General features: G+C 64.4%; 21 protein-coding genes. 13 read left to right on the forward strand and 8 right to left on the reverse strand.

The window, feature by feature from the left end:
* Window positions 1-373: 373 nt before the first annotated feature.
* From Tther_RS09310 to Tther_RS09320, 3 genes are all read left to right on the forward strand, one after another.
* Window positions 374-1,309 carry a branched-chain amino acid transaminase gene (locus Tther_RS09310; protein ID WP_143903185.1) on the forward strand — a complete coding sequence of 312 codons (936 nt, stop codon included), beginning with the start codon at window positions 374-376 and terminating at the stop codon, window positions 1,307-1,309.
* 5 nt (window positions 1,310-1,314) lie between these two features.
* Entirely contained in the window at window positions 1,315-1,533 is a 219-nt protein-coding gene (locus Tther_RS09315) for a zinc-finger domain-containing protein (RefSeq protein WP_143903187.1), read from the forward strand.
* A gap of 93 nt (window positions 1,534-1,626) precedes the next feature.
* On the forward strand, window positions 1,627-2,925 hold the full coding sequence (locus tag Tther_RS09320; RefSeq protein ID WP_143903189.1) for an O-antigen ligase family protein: 1,299 nt from the start codon (window positions 1,627-1,629) through the stop codon (window positions 2,923-2,925).
* Here the strand turns inward: Tther_RS09320 and Tther_RS09325 are convergent.
* The 8 genes from Tther_RS09325 to argB all read right to left on the reverse strand — a co-directional run bounded on the left by Tther_RS09325 (window position 2,910) and on the right by argB (window position 11,953).
* Entirely contained in the window at window positions 2,910-3,401 is a 492-nt protein-coding gene (locus tag Tther_RS09325; RefSeq protein WP_143903191.1) for a thioesterase family protein, read from the reverse strand. The genes Tther_RS09320 and Tther_RS09325 overlap by 16 nt on opposite strands.
* An 82-nt stretch (window positions 3,402-3,483) precedes the next feature.
* Complete coding sequence (locus Tther_RS09330) at window positions 3,484-4,248, reverse strand: enoyl-CoA hydratase (protein ID WP_143903193.1); 765 nt, start codon at window positions 4,246-4,248, stop codon at window positions 3,484-3,486.
* Between the two features lie 17 nt (window positions 4,249-4,265).
* Window positions 4,266-5,501 carry an acetyl-CoA C-acyltransferase gene (locus tag Tther_RS09335; RefSeq protein ID WP_143903195.1) on the reverse strand — a complete coding sequence of 412 codons (1,236 nt, stop codon included), beginning with the start codon at window positions 5,499-5,501 and terminating at the stop codon, window positions 4,266-4,268.
* Between the two features lie 19 nt (window positions 5,502-5,520).
* On the reverse strand, window positions 5,521-7,932 hold the full coding sequence (locus Tther_RS09340; RefSeq protein WP_143903197.1) for a 3-hydroxyacyl-CoA dehydrogenase/enoyl-CoA hydratase family protein: 2,412 nt from the start codon (window positions 7,930-7,932) through the stop codon (window positions 5,521-5,523).
* Window positions 7,933-7,959: 27 nt separating this feature from the next.
* Complete coding sequence (locus tag Tther_RS09345) at window positions 7,960-8,400, reverse strand: DUF2147 domain-containing protein (protein ID WP_143903199.1); 441 nt, start codon at window positions 8,398-8,400, stop codon at window positions 7,960-7,962.
* Between the two features lie 28 nt (window positions 8,401-8,428).
* A complete protein-coding gene (locus Tther_RS09350) occupies window positions 8,429-10,237 on the reverse strand; it encodes an acyl-CoA dehydrogenase C-terminal domain-containing protein (RefSeq protein WP_143903201.1) in 1,809 nt (602 codons plus the stop codon).
* Between the two features lie 49 nt (window positions 10,238-10,286).
* Window positions 10,287-10,937 carry a TetR/AcrR family transcriptional regulator gene (locus Tther_RS09355; protein WP_143903203.1) on the reverse strand — a complete coding sequence of 217 codons (651 nt, stop codon included), beginning with the start codon at window positions 10,935-10,937 and terminating at the stop codon, window positions 10,287-10,289.
* A 113-nt stretch (window positions 10,938-11,050) separates the two neighbouring features.
* Complete coding sequence (gene argB, locus Tther_RS09360; RefSeq protein ID WP_143903205.1) at window positions 11,051-11,953, reverse strand: acetylglutamate kinase; 903 nt, start codon at window positions 11,951-11,953, stop codon at window positions 11,051-11,053.
* A 49-nt stretch (window positions 11,954-12,002) separates the two neighbouring features.
* On the opposite strand from argB, the gene Tther_RS09365 reads away from it, so the two are divergent.
* The 10 genes from Tther_RS09365 to Tther_RS13770 all read left to right on the forward strand — a co-directional run bounded on the left by Tther_RS09365 (window position 12,003) and on the right by Tther_RS13770 (window position 24,920).
* Window positions 12,003-13,529 carry a CYTH and CHAD domain-containing protein gene (locus Tther_RS09365; RefSeq protein ID WP_185975050.1) on the forward strand — a complete coding sequence of 509 codons (1,527 nt, stop codon included), beginning with the start codon at window positions 12,003-12,005 and terminating at the stop codon, window positions 13,527-13,529.
* Between the two features lie 75 nt (window positions 13,530-13,604).
* Window positions 13,605-16,340, forward strand: a complete 2,736-nt coding sequence (locus Tther_RS09370) for a cation-translocating P-type ATPase (RefSeq protein WP_143903209.1) — start codon at window positions 13,605-13,607, stop codon at window positions 16,338-16,340.
* Between the two features lie 55 nt (window positions 16,341-16,395).
* Window positions 16,396-17,733 carry a tRNA (N6-isopentenyl adenosine(37)-C2)-methylthiotransferase MiaB gene (miaB, locus tag Tther_RS09375; protein ID WP_143903211.1) on the forward strand — a complete coding sequence of 446 codons (1,338 nt, stop codon included), beginning with the start codon at window positions 16,396-16,398 and terminating at the stop codon, window positions 17,731-17,733.
* Window positions 17,734-17,864: 131 nt separating this feature from the next.
* A complete protein-coding gene (locus Tther_RS09380) occupies window positions 17,865-18,383 on the forward strand; it encodes a GspH/FimT family pseudopilin (RefSeq protein ID WP_185975051.1) in 519 nt (172 codons plus the stop codon).
* 87 nt (window positions 18,384-18,470) lie between these two features.
* Complete coding sequence (gene pilV / locus Tther_RS09385; protein ID WP_143903215.1) at window positions 18,471-19,094, forward strand: type IV pilus modification protein PilV; 624 nt, start codon at window positions 18,471-18,473, stop codon at window positions 19,092-19,094.
* A complete protein-coding gene (locus tag Tther_RS09390) occupies window positions 19,091-19,972 on the forward strand; it encodes a prepilin-type N-terminal cleavage/methylation domain-containing protein (protein ID WP_185975052.1) in 882 nt (293 codons plus the stop codon). Before pilV ends, Tther_RS09390 begins: the two co-directional genes overlap by 4 nt.
* 53 nt (window positions 19,973-20,025) lie before the next feature.
* Entirely contained in the window at window positions 20,026-20,472 is a 447-nt protein-coding gene (locus Tther_RS09395; protein ID WP_143903219.1) for a hypothetical protein, read from the forward strand.
* Between the two features lie 15 nt (window positions 20,473-20,487).
* Window positions 20,488-23,958, forward strand: coding sequence for a pilus assembly protein (locus tag Tther_RS09400; protein WP_143903221.1), 3,471 nt, complete (start codon window positions 20,488-20,490; stop codon window positions 23,956-23,958).
* A gap of 12 nt (window positions 23,959-23,970) precedes the next feature.
* The gene (locus Tther_RS13765) at window positions 23,971-24,405 is read left to right on the forward strand and encodes a type IV pilin protein (RefSeq protein ID WP_185975054.1); all 435 of its coding nucleotides are present in this window, start codon (window positions 23,971-23,973) and stop codon (window positions 24,403-24,405) included.
* 335 nt (window positions 24,406-24,740) lie between these two features.
* Entirely contained in the window at window positions 24,741-24,920 is a 180-nt protein-coding gene (locus Tther_RS13770; protein WP_185975053.1) for a prepilin-type N-terminal cleavage/methylation domain-containing protein, read from the forward strand.
* Window positions 24,921-25,032: the final 112 nt, after the last annotated feature.

The following is a 25,032-nucleotide window of genomic DNA, read 5'->3' on the forward strand; positions in this document are numbered from 1 at the left end:
GATGTAGCTGAACATCGCCCCCTGGAAGTCTTGACTGCCTCTCATCGTGCTCGTCTGCGTTGTTCTCGGTTGGCCTCAGATCGTACCGCCCGACGCGGGGGGTGGCGAGGGATTTTTCAACGGCCTGCTAGGGCTACACGCCTCGGGCTCATCTGCGTTATCGACCGACTTGAGCGCGACTTTAGGGTGAAATGCAGCGTTTTTCAACCGATCGCCTCGCCCGGCACCGCCCTTGCCCCATAGGCGTCGGCGGTGGCCGCCGTATCGCCGTACCGCGGCGCGGGCCACCGTAAAATGGCACTTTCATCAACACCCGCGAGGGGCCTGCTGCCGCCTGGTGCGTACAGGTCGCTTGCTACCCGAAGGATTTCCGATGGCGACACCCCTTCCGCTGCACGATCGCGATGGCAAAATCTGGATGGACGGCGAGCTCGTCGACTGGCGCGACGCCAAGATCCACGTGCTGACCCACACCCTGCACTACGGGTGCGGCGCCTTCGAGGGTGTGCGCGCGTACCGGACCGAACGCGGGACGGCCATCTTCCGTCTGCAGGAACACACGCAGCGGCTGTTCAACAGCGCCAAGATCCTGCGCATGCAGATCCCCTTCAGCGTGGAAGAGGTCAACGAGGCGCAGCGCGCCGTCATCCGCGCCAATGGGCTGGAGAGTGGCTACATCCGGCCGCTGACCTGGCTCGGCTCGGAAAAACTCGGGGTCAGTCCCAAGGGCAACCGCGTGCACCTGATGGTCGCCGCCTGGGCCTGGGGCGCCTATCTGGGTGAAGAGGGCATGAAGCGCGGTATCCGCGTCAAGACCTCGAGCTACACGCGCCACCACGTCAACATCACGATGACGCAGGCCAAGACGGTGTCCAACTACACCAACTCGATCCTGGCCAACATGGAGGCCACCGACGACGGCTACGACGAGGCGCTGCTGCTCGATACGGCGGGCTTCGTGTCCGAGGGCGCGGGTGAAAACCTCTTCATCGTCAAGGATGGCGTGGTCTACACGCCCGACCTGTCCGCCGGCGCCCTCAACGGCATCACGCGCAACACGGTGCTGCACATCGCCAAAGACCTGGGGCTGGAGGTGGTGCAAAAGCGCATCACGCGCGACGAGATCTACATCGCCGACGAAGCGTTTTTCACCGGCACCGCGGCCGAAGTCACGCCCATTCGCGAACTCGACCGCGTGCAGATTGGCGCCGGCCAGCGCGGCCCCATCACCGAGCGCATCCAAAACGCGTTTTTTGACATTGTCAACGGGCGCAACCCGAAATACGCCCATTGGCTGACTTTGGTGTGATCGCCATGAGCACCGCAACGTCTGCACCCGCCGTGGTCGAGCTGGCCGCACGCGACCTCAACGCCCACGGTGGCATTTTCTGCCCCAACCCCAAAGCCGGCATGGCGCTTTGGAACAGCCACCCGCGCGTGTTTCTGGATGTCGCCAAGACCGGTGAGGCCGCCTGCCCGTACTGCGGGACGGTCTATCGCCTGCGCGAGGGCGAGCGCGTGGCCCATCACTGAACGCGCGGCTGCGGCGTGCCCAGCGCGTTGAACGCCCCTCCAGCGAACCCTGCCGGTCCGCTGCGTGGCCGCTTCGGCCGCACGCTGCTCGCCGTGGCCGCATTCGCGCTCCCGGCGTTGAGCTTGGGCGCGCCCAGCGGCTATTCATGGGGTGCGCTGCTGCTGGTGATGGCGGGCCTGAGCGCGTGGGGGCTGGCGCGCCCGTCGCAGACGAGCTGTCGCGCCCTGGCAGCGTTTGCCGTGGCCACCGGCATCATGGCGGTGGTGTGGTTTTTGCGCCACGATTTCGATGCCGCCCATCCCTGGCAGCCAGCGGCGTTCGAACACGCGGCGAAATACCTGGTCGCGTTACTGGCCATTCCCGCGCTGTGCCGCTTTGCGCCTCCCTTGCCAAGCATCTTGTGGGGCTGTTGGGTGGGGGCATGGCTGGCGGGGGGGATTGCGGCTTGGCAGGTATTCGTGCTGGGGCTGCCCCGCGCCCACGGGTTTACCAACGCCATTCCGTTCGGGAATATCGCGCTGCTGTTGGCCGCGTGGAGCGCAATCGGCTGGCCGCTGGCGCGCTCGCGCGCACAGCGGTTGGCGCTCGTGCTGGCGGTGGCGATGGGGATGTTTGCCTCGCTCGCCTCGGGCAGCCGCGGGGGATGGGTGATAGCGCCGGCGCTGCTGGCCATCGTCTGGCTGACCCAACCCAAACGCGCCGCGGGTCCGGAGCCGGGCGCGGCCCAGCCGACCCTTTCCTGGCGTACCACGGCGCGTCCCCGGACGCTCGCAGGTCTGGCGCTGATCCTGGGCCTGCTGCTATCGACCCAATGGGCGCAGATCACCACCCGACTGGGCGAGATCGATCAAGAAGTCGCGGCGTACTTTGAGCGTGGCGAGGCGGACACGTCGATCGGACAGCGCCTGGCCCATTGGCAGCTCGCGTGGCAGTTGGGGCTGGAAAAGCCGTGGCTCGGCTGGGGCAAAGCCGGCTACGAAGCCGAAAAAAACCGGCGCGTGGCCGCCGGTGACGCCCCGACCATTTTGCTCGACTTTGGCAATGCGCACCACGAATGGCTGGACCTGTGGGCCAAAGGGGGGCTCGTGGGCGTGGCGGCACTGGCTGCCTTCTATGGTGTGCCGGGGTGGCTGTACTGGCGCGCCCGGCGCCGTGCCGCCGCTCAACTGCGCAACGGGCCCGATCCGCGTGGGACCGTGTGCTGGCTCGCGGCATCCTGCGGGCTGGTGACCGTCGTCGGCTTCCTAGGGTTTGGCTTGACCCACAAGCTGCTGACGTACAACGCCAGCAACATCGTGTACCTGTTCATGAACCTGCTGTGGCTCGGTGTGATCGCCCACACCGCAACACCGCGCCGGATCGAGGGCGGCTGCCGTCAGGACACGATATAAGCGCCTGCCCCCGCGGCAAGCAGTTTGCCGTCCGCGCCCCGAAACGCCATGCGTGTGGAGGCGACGCGAGAGCCCAGTCGCAGCACCTCGGCGTCGAGCAGGAAGGACTCGCCTATACCCGGGCGCAGGTAATCGATGCGCAGGTCGATGGTGCCCAGCTTGGCAAAGCGGTGCAGCCGCTGGGCCGGCGGCTCGTCCATGTGGCGCGCGCCGATGGCGGCCATGACGGCCAAGCCGCCCATGGCGTCCAACGCCGCGCTGATGACGCCGCCGTGGATGCGGTTGTAGGCAAAGTGGCCAACCAGCTCGGGGCGCATGTCCAGCCCGCCCGACACACGCTCCGCCGCAATGTCGGTGATGCGCAGGCCCAAGACCTTGTTGAAGACGATCTTGTTCTCGAAGATGTCGCGCACGCCGGCCACGAACTCCGGCTCGAAGGCGACCGGTTGCGCGGGTGGGTGGGTGATGCGGGTCATGGCGGCTCCGGGTGGCGGGGGGGTGCACAGCAACCGTGCCGCGCCGGTGCCCGTGCCCATACCGGGCGCCGGCGGGGCAGGTTCAGCAGCGGCTGAAGTCGGGCGTGCGTTTTTCCAGGAAGGCGCTAAACGCTTCCTTCGCCGCTGGCTCGCGCAGCATGCGGCCAAAGATCGCGCCTTCTTCGGTCATGCGCTGCAACACGGCCTCCTGCTGCGGGCCCTTCATCAAACGTTTGGTTTCGACGAGCGAGCTCAGCGGTTTGGCAGCCAGTTTGCGGGCCACCTGCTGGGTGTAGGCGTTGGTCTCGGTGGGGGGCAGCACCTTGTTGACCAGTCCCACCTCCAGCGCCGCCTCGGCATAGATCGGCTCGCCCAGCAACAGCGCTTCGGCGGCGCGGTGGTAGCCAAACATCTGCGGCGCGATCAGGCTCGAGGCCCCTTCGGCGCACAGGCCCAGGTTGACGAACGGCATCGAGAACGCGGCGTTGTCGCCGGCGTACACCAGGTCGCAATGAAACAGCATCGTGGTGCCGATGCCCACCGCCGGCCCGCACACCGCCGCCAGCAGCGGCTTGGGGAAGGTGGCAATCGCGCGCAGGAAGCGAAACACCGGGCTGTCCAGCCCGGCGGGCGGCTGGTGCAAAAACTCCTCGATGTCGTTGCCCGCCGAAAACATCGTCTCGCTGCCCTGGATGACGGCCACGCGCACGGCAGCGTCGGTGCCGGCCTGGTTCAGGGCATCCGCCAACGCCGCGTACATGGCGCTGGTCAGCGAGTTTTTGCGCGCCGGCCGGTTGAGCGTCAGCGTCAGCACGCCGCCTTCGGTGTGTTGCAGGATGTCGGTCATGGTCGCCTCCGCACCCATCATACCCGCTCGAAGATGCCGGCTGCGCCCTGCCCCATGCCCACGCACATGGTGACCATGCCGTAGCGCAAACGGTGGCGGCGCAGCGCATGCACCACGGTGGACGAGCGGATCGCACCGGTGGCGCCGAGCGGGTGGCCCAGCGCAATCGCCCCGCCCATCGGGTTGACCTTGGCCGGATCCAGGCCGAGGTGGTTCATCACCGCCAGCGACTGCGCGGCAAACGCCTCGTTGAGCTCGATCCAGTCCAGATCGTCCTGCTTCAGCCCAGCCGCCTTGAGCGCGGCCGGGATCGCCTCGATCGGGCCGATGCCCATGATGTGCGGCGGCACGCCGCGGCTGGCGTAGCTGACGAAGCGCGCCAGCGGCTGCAGCCCAAAGCGCTTGACCGCGGCCTCGCTGGCCAGAATCAGCGCGCCTGCACCGTCGGAGGTCTGCGAGCTGTTGCCCGCGGTGACGCTGCCCAGACCGGTGGGCGTGCGGTCGGCACGCCACGGCGTGGCAAAGACGGGCTTGAGCTTGGCAAGCGCCTCCAGCGTGGTGTCGGCGCGCGGCCCTTCGTCCAGCGCCACGGTGCGGGAGGCGACGCGCACCTCGCCGCTGTCGAGGTCGAGGGTGCGCTCCTGCACCGTGACCGGCGTGATCTCGTCGGCGAACTCGCCGGCCTGTTGGGCGCGGATGGCGCGCTGGTGCGATTGCAGCGCAAACGCATCCTGCGCCTGGCGCGACACCTTCCACTGCTGCGCCACCTTCTCGGCGGTCAGGCCCATGCCATAGGCGATGCCATAGTCATCCACGTTGTCGGTGTTGGCAAAGATGGTGGGCGAGAGACTCGGCGTGTTGCCCATCATCGGCACCATGCTCATGCTCTCGACGCCAGCGGCGATCATCACGTCGGCCTCGCCAACGCGAATGCGGTCGGCCGCCATCTGCACCGCCGACAGGCCGGAGGCGCAAAAGCGGTTGACGGTGATGCCCCCCACGCTCTTGGGCAGGCCGGCCAGCACCGCGCCCACGCGCGCGACGTTGAGGCCCTGCTGCGCCTCGGGTATGGCGCAGCCGCAAATCACGTCTTCGATGGCGGCCGGGTCCAGATTCGGGACCTGCGCCACCGCGGCGCGCAGCACATGCGCCAGCAAATCGTCCGGCCGCGTCTGGCGGAAGGCGCCCTTGTGCGATTTGCCGATCGGGGTGCGGGTGGCCGCGACGATGTAGGCATCCTGTAGGGTTTTCATCTCGGGTGTCTCCGCAGGTTCAGTTGCGCAGGGGCTTGCCGTCGTTGAGCAGCGCCATGATGCGCGCCTGCGTCTTGGGTTGGACGATGAGGGCGCAGAACGCTTGGCGCTCGAGCGTCATGAGGTATTCCTCGGTCACCGGGGTGCCGGGATCGACATCACCGCCCGTCACCACGTGCGCGATGCGGCTGGCGATCTCGAAGTCGTAGGCGGTGATGAAGCCGCCATCGCGCATGTTGACCAGCGAGCCCAGGATGGTCGCCTTGCCAGAGCGCCCCGCCACCGGGAAGGTGCGTTTGAGCGGCGGGCGGTAGCCGGCCTCGCCCATGGCCTGCGCGGTGCGCACGGCCACGTAGAGCAGCTCGTCGCGGTGCGGCACGATCACATCGCTGTCGAGCAGGTAGCCGAGCTTGCGGCTTTCCAGGGCGCTGGTGCCGACGGTGGCCATCGCCGCGGCCTTGAAGCCCTCGGTCAGGAACGGCAACAAATCGGTGCCGGTGCTGGCGCGGGCATTTTCCGCCGCGCGGCGGGCGATGTAGGTCAGGCCACCGGCACCGGGGATGAGGCCCACGCCCACTTCCACCAGGCCCATGTAGCTCTCCAGATGCGCGACGCGGCGCGCGCAGTGCACCGCCAGCTCGCAGCCACCGCCCAGCGCCATGCCACGCACCGCGGCCACCGTCGGCACCTGGGCGTAGCGCAGGCGCAGCATCACGCGCTGCATCTCCGCCTCGACCGACTCGATGGCCTGCACGCCCATGGCGGCAAAGGCGGGCAGCGTCGCTTGCAGGTCGGCGCCGACCGAAAATGGCTCATCACCCGACCACACGACCAACCCGGCGTAGCGGGCTTCGGCCTCGTCCACGGCGCGGTCCAGCCCCTCGACCACCGCGGGGCTGATGGCGTGCATCTTGGTCTTGAGGCTGGCGATCAGCACATCGTCCAGCCCCGGACGCGGCAGCGTCCACAGGCGGATCGCCTCGTCTTCGTACACGGTCGTGCCATCGGTGCGCCAGTCGGGGCCGGCCTCGCCGCGCACGCGCTCGCGGTAGAGCTGGCGCGCATGCACCGGCAGCGTGCGCATGGGCTCGAAGCGGCCGCTCGCCGGGTTCCACGAGCCTTCGGGTTGGTGCACCCCACCCCGCTCGGCCACCGGGCCTTCGAACACCCAGGCCGGCAGCGGTGTGCGGCACAGCGCGCGGCCGGCGTCGATGTCCTCCTGCACCATACGGGCCACCTCCAGCCAGCCGGCCTCCTGCCACAGCTCGAACGGCCCCTGTTGCATGCCAAAGCCCCAGCGCATGGCCTGGTCCACGTCGCGCGCGGTCTCGGCAATCGCCTGCAGGTGCAGCGCGGCGTAGTGAAAGCCGTTGCGCAAAACCGCCCACAAAAAGCGGCCCTGCGGCCCCTCGGCGTTGCGCAGCAGCTTGAGCCGCTCGGGCGCGGGCTTTTTCAGCATGCGCCCGTACACCTCGTCGGCCTTGGCACCGGCAGGCACGTACTCGCCACTGGCCAGATCGAAGCGCAGCACATCACGCCCCACCTTTTTGTAGAAGCCCGCTTTGGTTTTTTGCCCCAAGTGGCCTTGGTCGAGCAGGGCCTGCAGCACCTTGGGCGTGGCAAAGCTGTCGTAGAACGGGTCGGTCTGCGGGCTGAGCTGCGTCTGCATGGTGCGGATGACGTGCGCCAGCGTGTCCAGCCCCACCACGTCGGCGGTGCGGAAGGTGCCACTGGAGGCGCGCCCGAGCCGCTTGCCCGTCAGGTCATCGACGATGTCGAACGTCAGGCCAAAGCGCTCGGCCTCGATCATCGTGGAGAGCATGCCGGCGATGCCGATGCGGTTGGCCACGAAGTTGGGCGTGTCCTTGGCGCGCACCACGTTCTTGCCCAGCGTCGTCGTCACAAACGCCTCGAGCGCATCGAGCACGTCGGGGCGCGTGGCGGGCGTGGCGATGAGCTCCACCAGCGGCATGTAGCGCGGCGGGTTGAAAAAGTGGATGCCGCAAAACCGCTGCCGCAGCCCCTCGGGCAGCGGCTCGGCGAGCTGACCAATGGACAGGCCCGAGGTGTTGGACGCCAAAATGGCACCCTCGGCCAAGTGCGGCGCGATGCGCGCGTAGAGTTGGTGCTTCCAGTCCATGCGCTCGGCGATGGCCTCGATGACGAGGTCGCAGCCGCGCAGCAGCGGCAGGTGCTCGTCGTAGTTGGCGGGCTGGATCAGCTCGGCATCGTCGGCCACGCCCAACGGGCTGGGCTTGAGCTTTTTGAGGTTGGCAATCGCCTGGCGCGCGATCGCGCTTTTGTCGGCGCCGTCCTTGGGCAGGTCGAACAGCACCACCGGCACGTTGACGTTGACCAGATGGGCCGCGATCTGCGCCCCCATGACGCCGGCGCCGAGCACGGCGACGCGTTTGACGGTGAATCGGGACATGGTAAATCCTTGCACGTGCGGGGCGCGTCAGTTCGCGCGCACCCAGGTTTGCGTACGGCCGATGAACAGGATGGAGCCGCGCACCTCGAGCTTGGCGCCCCCCTCCACCGGGGTCAGGCGCACGTTGTAGGTTTTGCCGCTTTCCGGGTCGAGGATGGTGCCGCCTTCCCAGACCGCCCTGCCCTCCACCGGCTTGACGCCGCGGATGATTTCCAGACCGATGAACGGCTGGTCTTTGCGGTCGTCGGTGCAGGCGGTGCAGCGGCGGTTGGGGTCGGCCCCTTTGCGCAGCAGCTTCTCGATGCGGCCGGTCAGCACACCGTCTTTTTCGGTGATGACGACTTCGCTTTTGACCTCCTTGGTCTCGTCGTCGATCGTGTGCCAGCGGCCGACCGGCGTCATTTGGGCCCAGGCGGGCAGGCTGGCCAGGGCCAGCAGGGCCAGCAGTCGGGATGTGCGCACTGTCATCGGTCGTCTCCTCGTTGGGGGATCGGGATCAGACGCCCTCGACCGCCAGCGCCGCGTCGCTGTCCATCAGCGCCGCCACCCCGCTGCGCGCCTGGCGCACCAGGGTCGCGGTCTCGGGGAACAGCCGCGCGAAGTAAAAGCGCGCCGTTTGCAGCTTGCCGCGGTAGAACGGGTCGGTGCTGCCCGCGGCGATGGCCTTGAGCGCCGCCGAGGCCATGCGCGCAAAGAAGTAGGCAAACACCAGGTGCCCGGCCACGCGCAGGTACGGCACGGCCGCCGCGCCGGCCTCGTCGGGGTTTTGCAACGCCTTTAAGCCGATCTCGGTGGTGAACTTGGTCATCTGCTCGGCCAGCTGCGCCAGCGGGTTGATGAATTCGCTCATCTTTTCGTTGACGCCCTCGTCCTCGATGAGCTGCTGCACCAGCTTGCCGAACTTCTTGAGCGTCGCACCGTTGTTGGCCAGCACCTTGCGCCCCAGCAGGTCGAGCGACTGGATGGTGTTGGTGCCCTCGTAGATCATGTTGATGCGGGCATCGCGCACGAACTGCTCCATGCCCCATTCCTTGATGTAGCCGTGGCCGCCAAACACCTGCAGGCACTCGTTGACGGCGATGAAGCCGTTGTCGGTCAGGAATGCCTTGGCAATCGGCGTCAGCAGCGCCAGCAGCTCGGCGCTGTCGCGGCGCACCTTCTCATCGGGGTGGTGCAGCTCTTTGTCCAGCAGCAGCGCGCAGTAGATCAGCAGCGCACGCCCACCCTCGGCGTAGGCCTTGGCCGTCAGCAGCATGCGGCGCACGTCGGGGTGCACGATGATGGGGTCGGCCGGCTTGTCCTTGGCCTTGGGGCCCGAGAGGCTGCGCATCTGGATGCGGTCCTTGGCGTAGGCCAGGGCGTTCTGGAACGCCACCTCGGTCAAACCGACCGACTGGTTGCCCACGCCCAGGCGCGCCGCATTCATCATCACGAACATGGCCTGCAAACCCTTGTTGGGCTGGCCAACCAGCGTGCCCACCGCGCCGTCCAGGATCATCTGGCAGGTGGCGTTGCCGTGGATGCCCATCTTGTGCTCCAGGCCGCCGCAGTAGATGGCGTTGCGCTCGCCCAGGCTGCCGTCGGGGTTGACCTTGAACTTGGGCACGACGAACAGGCTGATGCCCTTGGTGCCCGCCGGCGCATCCGGCAGGCGTGCCAGCACCAGGTGCACGATGTTGGCGGCCAGGTCGTGCTCGCCAGCGGAGATGAAAATCTTTTGCCCGGTGAGCTTGTAGGTGCCGTCCGGTTGCGGCTCGGCCTTGGTGCGCAGCAGGCCCAGGTCGGTGCCGCAATGCGGCTCGGTCAGGCACATGGTGCCAGTCCACTCGCCGCTGGTCAGCTTGGGCAGGAACAGGCGTTTTTGCTCCTCGGTGCCGTGCGCGTGCAAGCACTCGTAGGCGCCGTGGCTCAGGCCCGGGTACATGGTCCAGGCCTGGTTGGCGCTGTTGAGCATTTCGTAGAACGCCTGGTTGACGACGAAGGGCAGCCCTTGGCCCCCGTAAGCCGGGTCGCAGCTCAACGCTGGCCAGCCGCCGGCGACGTACTGCTCGTACGCCGCCTTGAAGCCGGCTGGCGTGGTCACGGTGTGCGTGGTCTTGTCCAGCGTGCAGCCCTGCTCGTCGCCGCTGATGTTGAGCGGGAACGTCACCTCGGCGGCAAACTTGCCCCCTTCTTCCAGCACGGCGTTGATGGTGTCCGCATCCACCTCGGCGTGCGGGGGGCAGACTTTGAGCTCGTCGACGACGTTGAGCACTTCGTGCAGCACGAACTGCATGTCGCGCAGGGGCGGGGTGTATTGGGGCATCGTGGGTCTCCTTGGGAGTGGCCGGTCAGGGAAAGGGAAAAAGCCGCGCTCAGGGCTGTGCCTGGTAGCGCGCGATGAGGTTGTCGAATCCGGTGCGGGCGTGCCGCAAACCGTCGGGGTTGCGCAAAAAACGCGCTTCGTAGTGCAGCGCGAGGATCAGCCCGTGGATTTCGAAGGCGACCTGCGCGGCATCGGCATCGGGGCGCAGGTGCCCCGCCTCGATGGCGAGCTGCACCGCCTTGCGCACCGCGGCCTGCCAGGTGTTGACGGTCTCCACCAGTGCGTCGCGCACCGCGCCGGGGCGGTCGTCGAACTCCACCGCCCCGCTGATGTAGATGCAGCCCGAGTCGATCTCCAGCGAGGTCTGGCGCATCCAGTTGTCGAACAACGCCCGCAACCGCGGCAGCCCGCGCGGGGCCTGCAGCGCGGGGCGAAACACCTCGCGCTCGAAGCGCTCGTGGTACTCGCGCACCACGGAAATCTGCAACTCCTCGCGCGAGCCAAAGTGGGCGAACACGCCGGACTTGCTCATGCCCATGAGCTCGGCGATGGCGCCAATGCTCAGGCCCTCGAGCCCGACGTGCGAGGCCAGGCCGAGCGCGGCGTCGATGATGGCCGCTTTGGTTTGTTGGCCCTTGTGGGGGGCGCGGCCACGCGACCGGGGGGTGCGCACCGGCGGTCGTGCCGTGGTGTCGGCCATGCGTGCCTCCAAAATAAAACGAACGATCGTTCTATTTTAGAGGCATCCGCCGCCGTGTCAACGAACCTCAATCAGGGAAAACCCGAAGATCACCCCGCCGTTGCGGGCCGCCTTCAGTGCGAGCGGATCATCGTGCCAAAGGGCTGGTCGCCCAGCACCTCCAGCAAAATCGCGTGCGGCACCCGCCCGTCGATGATGTGCACCGCCTTGACGCCGCTCTTGGCCGCGTCCAAGGCCCCGGCGATCTTGGGGATCATGCCACCGCTGATGGTGCCGTCGGCCACCAGCTCGTCGATGCGGCGCGGCGTCAGATCGGCCAGCAGCTCGCCCTGTTTGTCCAGCACGCCGCGGATGTTGGTCAGCATCAGCAGCTTTTCGGCCTGCAACACGGTGGCCAGCTTGGCCGCCACCACGTCGGCGTTGATGTTGTAGCTCTCGTTGTGCTCGCCAAAGCCGATCGGGCTGACCACGGGGATGAACTGATCCTCCTGCAGCGCGCGCACCACCGATGGGTCGATCGAGACGATATCGCCCACCTGCCCCACGTCATGCTCGACGCTGGGGTCGTTGAGGTCCACCATGCGCAGCTTGCGCGCGCGGATCATGGCGCCGTCGCGCCCGGTCAGGCCCACGGCCTTGCCGCCGGCGCGGTTGATCAGGCCGACGATGTCTTGCTGCACCTCGCCGGCCAGCACCCACTCGACCACCTCCATGGTTTCCGCATCGGTGACGCGCATGCCTTGGATGAAGCGCCCCTCTTTGCCCAAGCGCTTGAGCAGGCCTTCGATCTGCGGGCCACCGCCGTGCACCACCACCGGGTTGATGCCCACCAGCTTGAGCAGCACCACATCCTCGGCAAACGCCGCTTGCAGCTCGGGGTCGGTCATGGCGTTGCCGCCGTACTTGATGACCATCGTCTTGCCGTGGTAGCGGCGGATGTAGGGCAGCGCCTGGGCCAGGATCTCGGCACGGTCCAGCGGGGCCACATGAGACAGATCGCGGGGGGTATGGTTCATGGCGGTTGGGGCGGCTACGATAGGCATTCTGAATCTGGCGGAGGTCATTGTGCCGCAAGAAATCGAACTCAAGTTCGCCCTGCCGGGCACCCGCGCCGACGACGCCGTGCAGCGCCTGCGACGACACCCGTTGCTGCGCCGGCGCCCGATGCGGCAACAACGGCTGCTCAACCGCTACTACGACACGCCGGATGGCTGGCTGCGCGCACAGCGCTGCGCCCTGCGCCTGCGTGGGATCGAGCCGCTGCCGGGTACAGCGGCGCCAGCCGCCCCCGGCGCGCGCCGTTGGGAACAAACGCTCAAGACCGCAGGCCACGGCAGCGGCACCTTGAGCGTGCGCGGCGAATGGACGACACCGCTGGCGCGGCCCATGCTGCAGCCGGCGGCGCTGCACGCCACCCCGCTGGCCGACGCCCCTGACGTGGCACAGCGTCTGGCCGAACTGCGCCCCGTGCACGAAACCCGCTGTCTGCGCACCACGTGGACGGTGCGCGTCGACGATGGCAGCACGATCGAAGTGGCGCTGGATGCGGGCGACATCCGCGCGCAGGGCCGCCGAGCGCCGCTGCTCGAGCTGGAGCTCGAGCTCATGGCAGGCGACCCCGCCGCCCTGCACGCCGTGGCCGCTGAGCTGGCCACCTGCCTGCCCCTGCTGCCCGCCCGCACCAGCAAGGCCGAGCAGGCGCAGCGCCTGGGCGAGGGCACGCTCGACCAACCGGTGCCCGCCCGGCCACTCGACCTGCCGCGCCATGCCGACCCGATGGCCGTCGCCCGCGCCGCGCTGGGCGACGCGCTGGGGCAGCTGTGCGACAACCTGCTGGTGGCCGCGCGCCACGACGCCCCCGAAGCCGTGCACCAGGCCCGCGTGGGCTGGCGGCGCTGGCGCAGCCTGCTGCGCCTGCTGCGCCCTTGGTTGCCGACTCCGCCAGACCACGAGGGCCTGCGCCCCCTGCTGGCATGCCTGGGCCAGGTGCGCGACCTGGATGTGGCCCTGACCGAAACCCTGCCCCGGTGGGGCCCGCTGTTCGTCGAAGACGAAGCGGCGCATCCGCAGCGCCTGCGGGCGTGGCAGCAGGCGGACCGACGCTTGTCGGCCAGCGCGCGCCGCGCGCGCCAAGCGCTGCGCGCGCAACTGGCATCCCCCACCACGGGGCAGGCCCTGCTCGCCTGCGCCACCTGGCTGCAGCAACTGCCCGCGCAGGCCGAGGCCCACGCGGACTGGGCCGCCGAGCGGCTGCGCCGCTGGCACGCCCGCCTCCTGCGCACCCTCACCGCATCGGCGCACCCGGCCGATGCGCCAACCACCGCCGACGCCCTGCATACCGCGCGGCTGCTGGCCAAGCGCCTGCGTTACGGGGCCGAGGCGGTCACGCCCGCGCTGCCCGCCAAGGCCGCGCGGCGCGTCCAGCGCTGGCAGCGCGATGCCCGCGCCTGGCAAAGCCGCATCGGCCGCTGGCGCGACACCCAGCGCGCCGCCGAACTGCTGGCCGAACACCATGCCGACGCCGCCCTGACGGGCTTCTTGCGCGGCGTGGCGCTGGCCGAGCGGCGCGCCGAAGCGCACAGCGGCGGCTGACCACCCGCCAGCGAACGGAACTTGCCACGGGGCCCGGCATCCCAGAATAACCCTATACAGATCATGGACAAAAGCATGCCGCCCCCAACCGCCTCCTCGGCCGACGGCGCCTCCCCGCCCGCCTGGCACGCGCTCGCCTCCGAGGACGTGTTGCAGCACCTGCACACGACGGCGCGCGGTTTGAGCACCGCCGAGGCGCAGGCCCGGTTGCAACGCCACGGCGACAACCGCCTCACCGACGCCCCGCCCGTCCCGTTGTGGCAGCGCCTTCTGCGCCAGCTCGACAACCTGCTGATATGGGTGCTGCTGGCAGCGGCGGCCACGACCATCGCCATCGGCCACGCCATCGACGCCCTCGTCATCGTGGCCGTGGTCGTGCTCAATGTGACCATCGGCCTGATCCAAGAAGGCAAGGCCGAGCGCGCCCTGGCGGCCATCCGCAACCTGCTGGCACCCCGCGCGCACGTCTGGCGTGACGGCCATCTGGTCGAAATCGACGCCGCCCACCTGGTGCCCGGCGACATCGTGCAGGCCGCCGCGGGCGACAGCCTGGCGGCGGACGTGCGCTGGCTGCAGGTGCATGAATTGCAGGTGGACGAAGCGGCGCTGACCGGCGAATCCGTCCCGGCCGACAAGCATGCCGAACCCGTTGCCGCGGCCGCCTTGCTGGGCGACCGGCGCAGCATGGGCTACGCGGGTACCTTGGTCACCCGTGGCCAGGCCCGCGGTGTGGTGGTGGCCACCGGGATGGGCACCGAGATGGGCCGCATCGGCCGCATGTTGCAGGACGTGGGCGACACCACCACGCCACTGGTGCGCCAAATGGCGCAAATGAGCCGCTGGATCACGGTCGCCGTCCTGGCCGCCGCTGCGCTGTTGTTCGTCTTTGGCTGGTGGGTGCGCGACCTGCCACCGCTGCAAACCTTCATGGCCGCGGTGGGCCTGGCGGTGGCGGCCATCCCCGAAGGGCTGCCGGCCATCATGACCATCACCCTGGCCATCGGCGTGCAGCGCATGGCGCAGCGGCGCGCCATCGTGCGGCGCTTGCCGGCGGTGGAAACGCTGGGCTGCGTGACCGTGATCTGCTCCGACAAAACCGGCACCCTCACGCGCAACGAGATGACGGTGCAGCAGGTGGTGCTGGCCGATGGCGTGGTGGACGTCGAGGGCGTGGGCTACGCGCCCAGCGGTGCGCTGCTGCGTGACAACACCCCGTTGCAACCGGCAGAGCTGTGGCGCGAAGCCCCCGCCCTGCTGGCCCTGGCCGAGGGCGCCGCGCTGTGCAACGACGCCGAACTGCTGCAAGGCGAGGGTGGCGCCGACGACTGGCGGCTCTCTGGCGACCCCACCGAAGGCGCCCTGTTGACGCTGGCGATGAAAGCCGGCCTGGACCCCGCCCGCCTGGGCGAAGAGCGCCCGCGCGTGGCCGTGCTGCCTTTTGAATCCGAGCGGCGCTACATGGCCACGGCGCACCAGCGCAGCGACGCCGCGCACCTGGACGTCTGGATCAAGGGCGCGCCGGAACGGCTGCTGGCGATGTGCAGCCACGAGCTGGACGCCCACGGCCGCCCGCAGCCCCTGCGCCGCGCCTACTGGGCCGATCAGGTGGAGCAACAGGCCCGCCACGGCCGGCGCGTGCTGGCCATCGCCGCCGCCACCTTGGCACCCGAGCGGCCGCTCACCCACGACGCCGTCGCGCGCGGTGGGGTGCTTGTCGGGCTGGTGGGCATCATCGACCCACCACGCGAGGAGGCCAAAGCCGCCATCGCGCAATGCCACGCCGCGGGCATCCGCGTCAAGATGATCACCGGCGACCACGTGGTCACGGCCACCGCCATCGCGCAGCAACTGGGCCTGGGCGGGCACGGGCCGGCCCTCTCCGGGCACGACATCGAGGCGCTGGACGACGCCACCTTGCGCCAAGCCGTCCAGAGCACGGACGTCTTTGCGCGCGCCGCCCCCGAGCACAAGCTGCGCCTGGTGCGTGCGCTGCAGGCCAACGGCGAAGTGGTCGCCATGACGGGCGACGGCGTCAACGACGCCCCCGCGCTGAAAGCGGCCGACGTGGGCGTGGCCATGGGCCACAAGGGCACCGAGGCTGCCAAGCGCGCCGCCGCCATGGTGCTCGCGGACGACCACTTCGCCACCATCGCCCACGCGGTGGAAGAAGGCCGCACGGTGTACGACAACCTGCGCAAGGTCATCACCTTCTTGCTCCCGATCAACGGCGGCGAGTCGGTCTCGCTGCTGGTGGCGGTGCTGTTTGGCCTGGCGTTGCCCATCGCGCCCGTGCAAATCCTGTGGGTCAACATGGTCAGCTCGATCGCGCTGGCCATGGTGCTGGCCTTCGAGCCGACCGAGACCGACGTGATGCGCCGCCCACCCCGCCGACCGGACGAGCCCATCCTGAGCCGCTTCGTGCTGTGGCGCATCGGACTGGTGTCCGCGCTGTTCGCGGCGGGCATCTTTGGCGTCTACCGCTGGGCGCTGGATGCGGGCCACCCGGCCGACGTGGCGCAAACGCTGGCGGTCAACACCCTGGTGGCCATGGAGATCTTCTACCTGTTTAGCGTGCGCTATCTCAAAGCGCCGTCGTTTACCTGGACCGGCGTGCGCGGCACGCCGCGGGTGCTGGCCGCCATCGCGGCGGCATGCGGCCTGCAGGCGCTGTTCACCTACGCGCCTTTCATGCAGAGTTGGTTTGGCAGCACCGCCCTACCCCTGCCGTTGCTGGCCGTGTGCGCAGGCGCCGGCGTGGCCGTGCTGGGCGTGCTGGAGCTGGAAAAAGCGTTGTTGCGCGCGATGCGCTAGACTGATGGGCTTTTCGTTCAGCCCCGGGATCTACACCACGCACCGCTGACACGCCATGAGCAAAAAAGTCTACATCCGCACCTTTGGCTGCCAGATGAACGAGTACGACTCGGACAAGATGGCCGACGTGCTTGCCGCTGCCGAAGGCTACACCCCCACCGACAACCCCGAAGAGGCCGACCTCATCCTCTTCAACACCTGCTCGGTGCGCGAAAAGGCGCAGGAAAAGGTCTTCTCCGACCTGGGCCGCGTCAAACACCTCAAGAAAAAAGGCGTGCTCATCGGCGTGGGCGGCTGCGTGGCCAGCCAGGAGGGCGAGGAAATCATCAAACGCGCGCCCTACGTGGACGTGGTTTTTGGCCCGCAAACGCTGCACCGCCTGCCCGAGCTGCTGCGCGAGCGCGAGCGCCAAGCGCGGCCGCAGGTGGACATCAGCTTCCCGGAAATCGAAAAGTTCGACCACCTCCCCCCCGCGCGCGTCGAGGGCGCCTCGGCGTTCGTGAGCATCATGGAAGGCTGCAGCAAATACTGCAGCTACTGCGTGGTGCCCTACACCCGGGGAGAGGAAGTCTCGCGACCGCTGGAGGACGTGCTGGTGGAGGTGGCCGGCCTGGCCGACCAAGGCGTCAAGGAAGTGACGCTGCTGGGCCAAAACGTCAACGCCTGGCGCGGCGGCGACGGCGAAGACTTTGCCCTGTTGCTGGAATGCGTGGCCGACATCCCCGGCATCGAGCGCATCCGCTACACCACCAGCCACCCCAACGAGTTCACCCCGCGCCTGATCGAGGCGTACGCGCGCATTCCGCAACTGGTCAACCACCTGCACCTGCCGGTGCAGCACGGCAGCGACCGCATCCTCATGGCCATGAAGCGCGGCTATACGGGCATGGAATACAAGCACACCATCCGCAAGCTGCGCGCCGTGCGGCCCGACATCAGCCTCTCGAGCGACTTCATCGTCGGCTTCCCCGGCGAGACGGAGGCGGACTTCGACAAGCTCATGCAGCTGGTGGAGGACGTGGGCTTCGACGCCAGCTTCAGCTTCATCTTCAGCCCCCGCCCCGGCACCCCCGCGGCCAACCTGCCCGACGACACGCCGCACGACGTCAAGCTGCGCCGCTTGCAAACCCTGCAAAAGGCGCTGGAAGCCAACGTGGCGCGCATCAGCGAGCGCCGCGTCGGCACCGTGCAGCGCATCCTGGTCGAGGGCCCGTCCAAAAAGAACCCGCACGAACTCATGGGCCGCACGGAGTGCAACCGCATCGTCAACTTTGACGGCGGCCCCAACGGCCAACGCCTAATCGGCCAGATGATCGACGTGCGCATCACCCAGGCGCTGCCGCACTCGCTGCGGGCGGAGGTGGTGGTGAACGAGCGCCCAAGCAGCACCTGAACGTCATCCGACCACCGTTCGGAGGCCGGCACCGTACCGCGCGTCGGCCCACGACGCCGCCACGGCCACGCTGCGTTACGCTGCGTGGCGTGATTACCGCAGCACCTACCACCAACGTCACGCCTCCTACTGTGCACCGCGCTGCCGCCCGTGGTGCGCGGCGGGGCTTTACCCTCATCGAAGTGCTGGTCACCATCTCCATCCTGACCATACTGGCCGCCATCGGTATTCCCAGCTTTCAACAGCTGATTAAAGACAAGCGCCTGGAAACACACAGAGACGCGCTGCAATCAGCGCTCGCCGTGGCCCGTTCCGCCGCCATCGCGCACGGGCGCCGTGCCGTGGTCTGTGCGTACGGCAGCGAAGGCCCACCGCCAACCTGCAGCTCCAACTGGAGCGCCGGATGGATAGCATTCATCGATAACGACGACTCGGGGACGCCAACCGCGGGCGACGAAATTCTGCGTATCGTCAATGATCCGCCAGCGGGGGTCGTGGTCACGCCCAACCCGCTCATCCCAATCATCTTCAACACACGCGGAACCGTCGTATCTGCGGTGATCTTCAACATTACGGACGACCGCAACAACACCTGCCGCAGGCTTGAGCTGAAGCCCAGCGGTGCCACGGCTGTATCGACCTGCAACTGACATCACTCGCTGCGACATTCCAACCGTCGATACCAACAGTACACGTCTCGGCAACGAAAACACGCCAAGCTTTCGCATCGCTTACCCATGCCGTACAACTCGTTGCTCACAACACCAACACCCGCGCATAACCGGCACGCGGGTCTAGCGTTGATCGAAGTTTTGGTCACGATTGTCGTGATGTCATTCGGCCTACTCGCCATCGCAATCACCCAATTGAGCGCCAAGCGATCTGCATTCGAAGCCTCGCAAAGAACGTACGCTATTTATCTTGCACAAGACCTGATCGACCGCATCCGTACCAATACGCCGGCGACCACCAGCTATACCACCGCAAGTCCCATCGGTGGCAGCCTCACCGGTTCGCGCCCCACCTGCGCAGCCGCATCGTGCACCCCCCAGGAACGGGCCGCACAAGACATGTGGGATTGGGTGTCTGCTTTACGGGGAGCCGGGGTCACCGTCGCGGGGAACGCCAAAACGACGTTGGTAGAGCCGCGTGCGTGCGTCGCCTTTACACCCGACAGCATTTTGACGCAAACCGGTGTTCTGCGCGTGACACTTTTTTGGCTGCCTTTGGGCATAGACCCCAATGAAGCGCCCCCCGACCCTAATGATTTATCGTGCGCAGAGCGCGACCCCGCCGACCCGCGATGGCAGCGGCTGAGCCTAGACACCTACGTATTCAATATCGAGGACCTCAATCGATGAATCACGTGACGCAACATCGTCGCCAACATGGGATTTCCCTTGTTGAGGTGATGGTGGCAATCGCCATTGCGCTATTTTTGGCAGGAGCGGTTTCGGCGGCGTTTTTTCTCACCAGCCGCGCTTATACCGAAAACCGCCGCCAATCTCAGTTGTTTGACAATGGCCGAATCGCAATGGAGCTGATCGGCTATGACCTACAACACCTGGGCTTTATGGGATACCACCCCACCCCCACCAACCCTGGTTTTACCGTATCTGCTGATTGTACAGGACCAGCAGCCGTATTTGATTTGAATCACCGACTATACGTCACCACGAGCGCCCCCGCTTGCATCAACGATGCCGTTCCCGGTACGAGCATCGTCGTCGTCAAACTCGCGCGCCCGTTCCCCTTGACAACACTACCACCAACCTCCAATCGCGCCCCCATCTATATATTCAGCAGCCACACACAAAGCGTGTTATTTCAAGGCTCGAATAGTTCACCTCCCGACGCAACAATCATTCCCGACGGAGAATATTTTGAATACCTTTGGCACGCATATTACATACGCCTCGCCAATGGGATACCCACGCTAAGTCGACGCACGCTACGCAACAGCGCAACCTCGTTGTCCTTGGTCACAGAAGACCTGGTAGAAGGCATAGACGACATCCACGTTGATCCCGTCACGAACGACCAAGGACGGACCATCGGCGTACAGCTATTTGTACTCGCACGCGCCACCACACCGGCCAGCACTGCTGAAAAACTACAGATTACCAACAGAACTTTCACGCTGGGTACACGCCAACGTACCATCACCAGCGCGGATGACGACCGATATCCACGTGCACTGTTACAAAAGTCGTTTGTTCTCCGCAATAGCCTGCCATGACCCGATCATCAAGCACACACGTCCACCTCAGCGCACGACGCCAAACAGGCGCCGTGCTTGCGATAACCCTGATCCTTCTGTTCATAGCCGGGTTTATCGGCCTTTATATGTTAGCGGGCACGACGCAGGACCTACGGGTTGCCCGCAACACGCAAGAGGGCGTCGTTTCCTTTGAGCGAACGCAAGCGGCAATCGATTCGGTCTTGAGGGCCAGCGCTATCTCGACGGACAACGCCAACGACCCGCTGCGCACCATAGACGCACGGACGCTGAACGCCGCTGAACTGGTACCCGACAACAGTTATCTGGCCAATATTCAGGTAAACATTAACCTAAGGGCAGCTAACGTTAACTGCCCATTTATGGATGCGCAACAGGCATTTGATCAATCCAGCGTACAGTGCAATTTTTACGATATACAAGCAACCGACCAACATCCGACCGTACGCACTGAGGTACACCAAGGCATTGCACGATTCGTACTCAACGTTCCAAATTAAAACTGGAGGAACATCATGACCGCGCGCTATATTTTCCTGTCCGTCCTATTAGCACTAACCACGGCCCATGCCGAAGAAACCGAGATCTTCCGCGCGCCGATGCCGGACACCGGCGGCCGCCCCAAAGTACTCATCATCTTTGATAACTCGGTTAGCATGAGCGGAACCATAAGCATACCGCGGCCGGCATACGACCCAAACACGACATACCCAACCGTCAGCGGCATACAAAATGGGCGACTGTACTGGTCTGCTGACGGTCGCGTCCCAAGCCCAAGCACGACCAACTGGATACCGGCTGAACGAAACCGATGCGCTTCATCCTACAGCGTTCTTTCGGAAACCGGATTTTATACAAGCAATTGGGGACGCTGGCTATCAAACAGAAACACCTGGCGACCCGGGCTATCAAACAGAAACACCTGGCGACCCGGGCTTGGCAACCGCAATTTGGTGCACGTTGATTGCAGCACGGACATTATCAATCTGAACCCCGGCAATGGTACGGGGACTGGTTCTCCCGGAAACGGGTACCCAACGAATAAACGCAAAACCAGACCCTATCGGAGCAACGCAGACACCAGCATTATAACCGATTGGGGGAGTTCCGCTGCAACTGTATTTACGGCCAATTACATGAATTGGTATCACAATCCATCACTTCAACCTACAACAAAAACGAAACTACAAATCGCCAAGGAAACCGTCACCACGATCGTCAGCAGCAACCCCAATATCGATTTTGGACTCGCAACTTTCAATATAAATTCCGGCGACAGCGAATACAGCAATAACGGAGGCCGCATCGCGAAGCGCATCATCAGCGACATGAGCACCTCTGAACGTAATGATCTCATAACAACAATTAACAGCCTAACGGCAAGTACAAACACGCCTTTGTGTGAGGCCACATACGAAGTCTTCCGATACCTAACAGGGCAATCGCCACTTTGGGGCAACAGCACTAACCCAACCGCCCCCGCAAAGGACAGCGCCGCACAGTCCGGCGGCAAATACGTATCACCACTATCCGCATGTCAAAATGTTTACGTGGTTCTTGTCACCGATGGGATGCCATATCGTGACAGGGCCGCGAACACATTGATCGAATCATTGACCGGGAAAACCTGCCGGAATTGGCCTGCTGAGGGCAGGGAGGGAACCGTCAAAAATTGCCTCCCAGAGCTCGCCGAGTATATGTACAACCGCGACCTCGATAACAACAGCACGAACGGGCAACAGCGTGCAATCATGTACACGATTGGCTTTACCATCGCTCAAAGCCTCCTTCAAGAAACGGCGACCAAAGGCGGCGGTCAATACTATACAGCCGACACCGCTGATCAGCTGGCTGAAGCATTTCAAGGGGTCATTTTAGATATACTGTCGCGTACAAGTTCGTTTGTATCGCCCACCGTGTCCGTCAAAGCACTGAACAGAGCCGAGAGTCGCGACGAAGCATTCTTCGCGCTTTTTCAACCTGGCCAAAGCAACGACTGGAAAGGCAATCTCAAAAAATTTAAAACGAGCTATTCCAACGGAACCACTATTCTGGTTGATCGCAACGGACGCGCAGCTTACGACGCCGCTACCGACACCATTTCCAATCGCGCCGTTTCTTTCTGGACGAATATCGAGGATGGTTACGCGGTTGACAAAGGCGGCGCAGGTGAGAAATTGTTAAACCGCGATCCCGATACGCGCACGATCTACACCAACACCGGAACGAACGGCGCTCTACAAACTTTCGATGCCACCCATCTTACCCGGCAAGCGTTCGGACTGCCGTCCGACCAAGCGCTATACGATCTTTTCGGCGTGACGAACTCGAACGATTTCTTGGATTTGCTCGCGTGGGCCCGCGGATGGACGGATAGAAACAAAACCTCTCGAAAAGACTGGATACTTGGTGATATCATTCACAGCCAACCAGTCGTACTCGATTACGGCGCTCGCAGTGGTTTCACCGCCACGCAGCCCGACATGCGCATCGTGGTCGGAACCAATGCCGGGTTTCTCCACATGTTTCGCAATGCGACCAGTGCAGGCTCCGCTGACGGAGGCGACGAGGTCTGGGCGTTTTTCCCGAAAGAGCTCGCTGCAATATTGAATCAACGCCGGAATAATTTATTAGACGGGCGAAACGTATGGGGGGTTGACGGTCGCATTGCAGTTCACCGTTATGACGCGCCCGAGGATGGAAAGCCTTTGGGATCCGGCATCATTGGGGACAACAGCGCAGATCGCATGTGGATATTTTTCGGCCTACGGCGCGGCGGTCAGTCCATATACGCCATCGATGTCACGAATCCGGATTCACCCAAATTTCTTTGGACCGTGTCTGATAAGACGACAGGATTTGAACTGCTCGGACAGACTTGGTCTACTCCAATAATCACGTACATCCCCGGCTACACCGATGCCGGTGGGCGGCTCAAACCTGTCGTCATCTTTGGCGGCGGGTATGATCCCGAATATGACAACACCTCCACTGTCGCAACGGACGTCATCGGAGCAAAAGGGCGAGGCATTTTTATCGTCGATGCACAAACTGGGGCGCTCATCTGGTCAACCACGTCTCTCGCGTCCGGCATCGATCATTCTATTGCCGCGGACGTGACGGTTTTGGATATAAACGGCGATACCGTCGCGGATATTGTCTATGCACCCGATGTTGCGGGACAGGTATGGCGTTTGGATCTGAACGGTAGCGATCGTACCCAATGGAGATTGTCTAAATTCGCATCGCTAGGCGGGACGACGGCCGCCGATGATCGGCGCTTTTTCCACGCGATTGCCGTCGCCCGCGCCATCGATCCAGAACAGCGCCCCTACCACGCATTGGCAATCGGCAGCGGAGATCGCACGAACCCCAACGCCACGAACAACCAGGATCGACTTTACGTCCTCAAGGATTACTATATCTCCCCTATTACCACCGCAGCTCCCACTTCTTCCGAATGCAGTACGCGACCCAGCCCGGATGTGCGTTGCACATGGCCGTTAAGACACCAAGACCTTTTTGACGCAACATCAAACATTATTCAAACTGGCACAAACGCTCAACGGGATGCTGCGCTGGCGACTTTGGCCACCAAGAGCGGCTGGTATATCAATCTCACCAACACCGGCGAGAAAACGTTCGACAAGGCGCTCATCCTCAAGGGTGCTACGGTCTTTGTCACTTACACACCGGCCAGCCAAAACGATGCTGGGGCGTCGATTTGCGAACCGCCCATAGGTATATCTAGAATCTATGTACTTTCCCTGACAAATGCTACAGCAGTGTGGGACTTAAACAAAGACAATTCGGTCACCACCGCAGATCGTTCCCGTGTTTATGGCACCGGCATTTTGGCTGCGCCATCGGTCATCGTTGATCAAGCAGGTAAAGTCAGCCTACTGACGCCCACTGGCAACGTTAATCAAACGTTGGCTTACATCAAAATGCGGCGCCCAACGTACTGGTTTCATAGGGAGTTTTAAGCAATGGCAAACATGTCGCTATTTGTCTCACGCCGGGGTCACCAACCAAACGGATTTACGCTTATCGAAGTTCTCGTAACGGTTGTGATTATTGGCATCCTCGCCACAATCGCGTACCCCAGCTATCTTGATTATGTTCGCAAGAGTCGGCGCACCGACGCAAAAAATACACTGCTTGAGCTCGCAAACCGACAGGAACAGTTTTTCGCAAACCGCGGCAGGTACGCCGCCACGCTTACTGATATATGGAATCAAACTGACTCGATCGACGGTTATTACACTGTATCGATCGAGGCTGCCACCGAAAGCTGCCCCATCACACGCTGTTACTCATTGCGCGCCACCCCCGTCGCCGGAAAATCACAAGCATCGGACGCGGTCTGCTCCTGGTTCCGATTGAGGTCCGACGGCCGACGGGAGGCCAGTAATGAGGTGTGCTGGCAATAAACAAAGGAGCTCCAAATGAATTTCAGGTCGTTTTTAACTCTCGCACTGGTGTACCCGTTTCTTTCAATTTCTTACGCACAGACAACACAGCGCCCTCCTATAGGCGCCGGCACTGATTTCGCTTGCTTCGTAGCATTAACCAATGGAAAGACCGCCATCCGACTTGCACGCGCACCAAACGAAAACGCTGCTCGCAGCATGCTTCAATCTCGCGGCCTTGAAAAAATTATCGAATGCGCACCCCAACAGGGTGGGCGGTTTCGTACGACTGAAGCTCAGGAGGCCTTTAATAAAATGGGGCTTTAATTAAACAAAAAAGATTGGGAGGGAAAGGATTGGCAACAACCCCAACTGCATTAGCCCACAGGGGACTCACACTTATTGAAGCGCTCGTTGTTATCCTCATACTCGCCATCCTTGGCTTGATTGCCTATCCCTTGCTGAAGGATATAATCGTTCAACAACGGGGACATGTCATTACCCAACAACTGCTGTCCACACTAACAGGCCGTTGAAAAAATACCCTTCGAACGCACCAGTGACGCTGCTTTCGAAGAAACGAGCCGCCCAGACGTGGCTGCGCAGCGATTGCGACGTGCATTTCGGCCGGTTTGCAGGCCGTTTTGC

Source organism: Tepidimonas thermarum (genome assembly GCF_007556705.1).
In the GTDB taxonomy this organism is placed as follows: domain Bacteria; phylum Pseudomonadota; class Gammaproteobacteria; order Burkholderiales; family Burkholderiaceae_C; genus Tepidimonas; species Tepidimonas thermarum.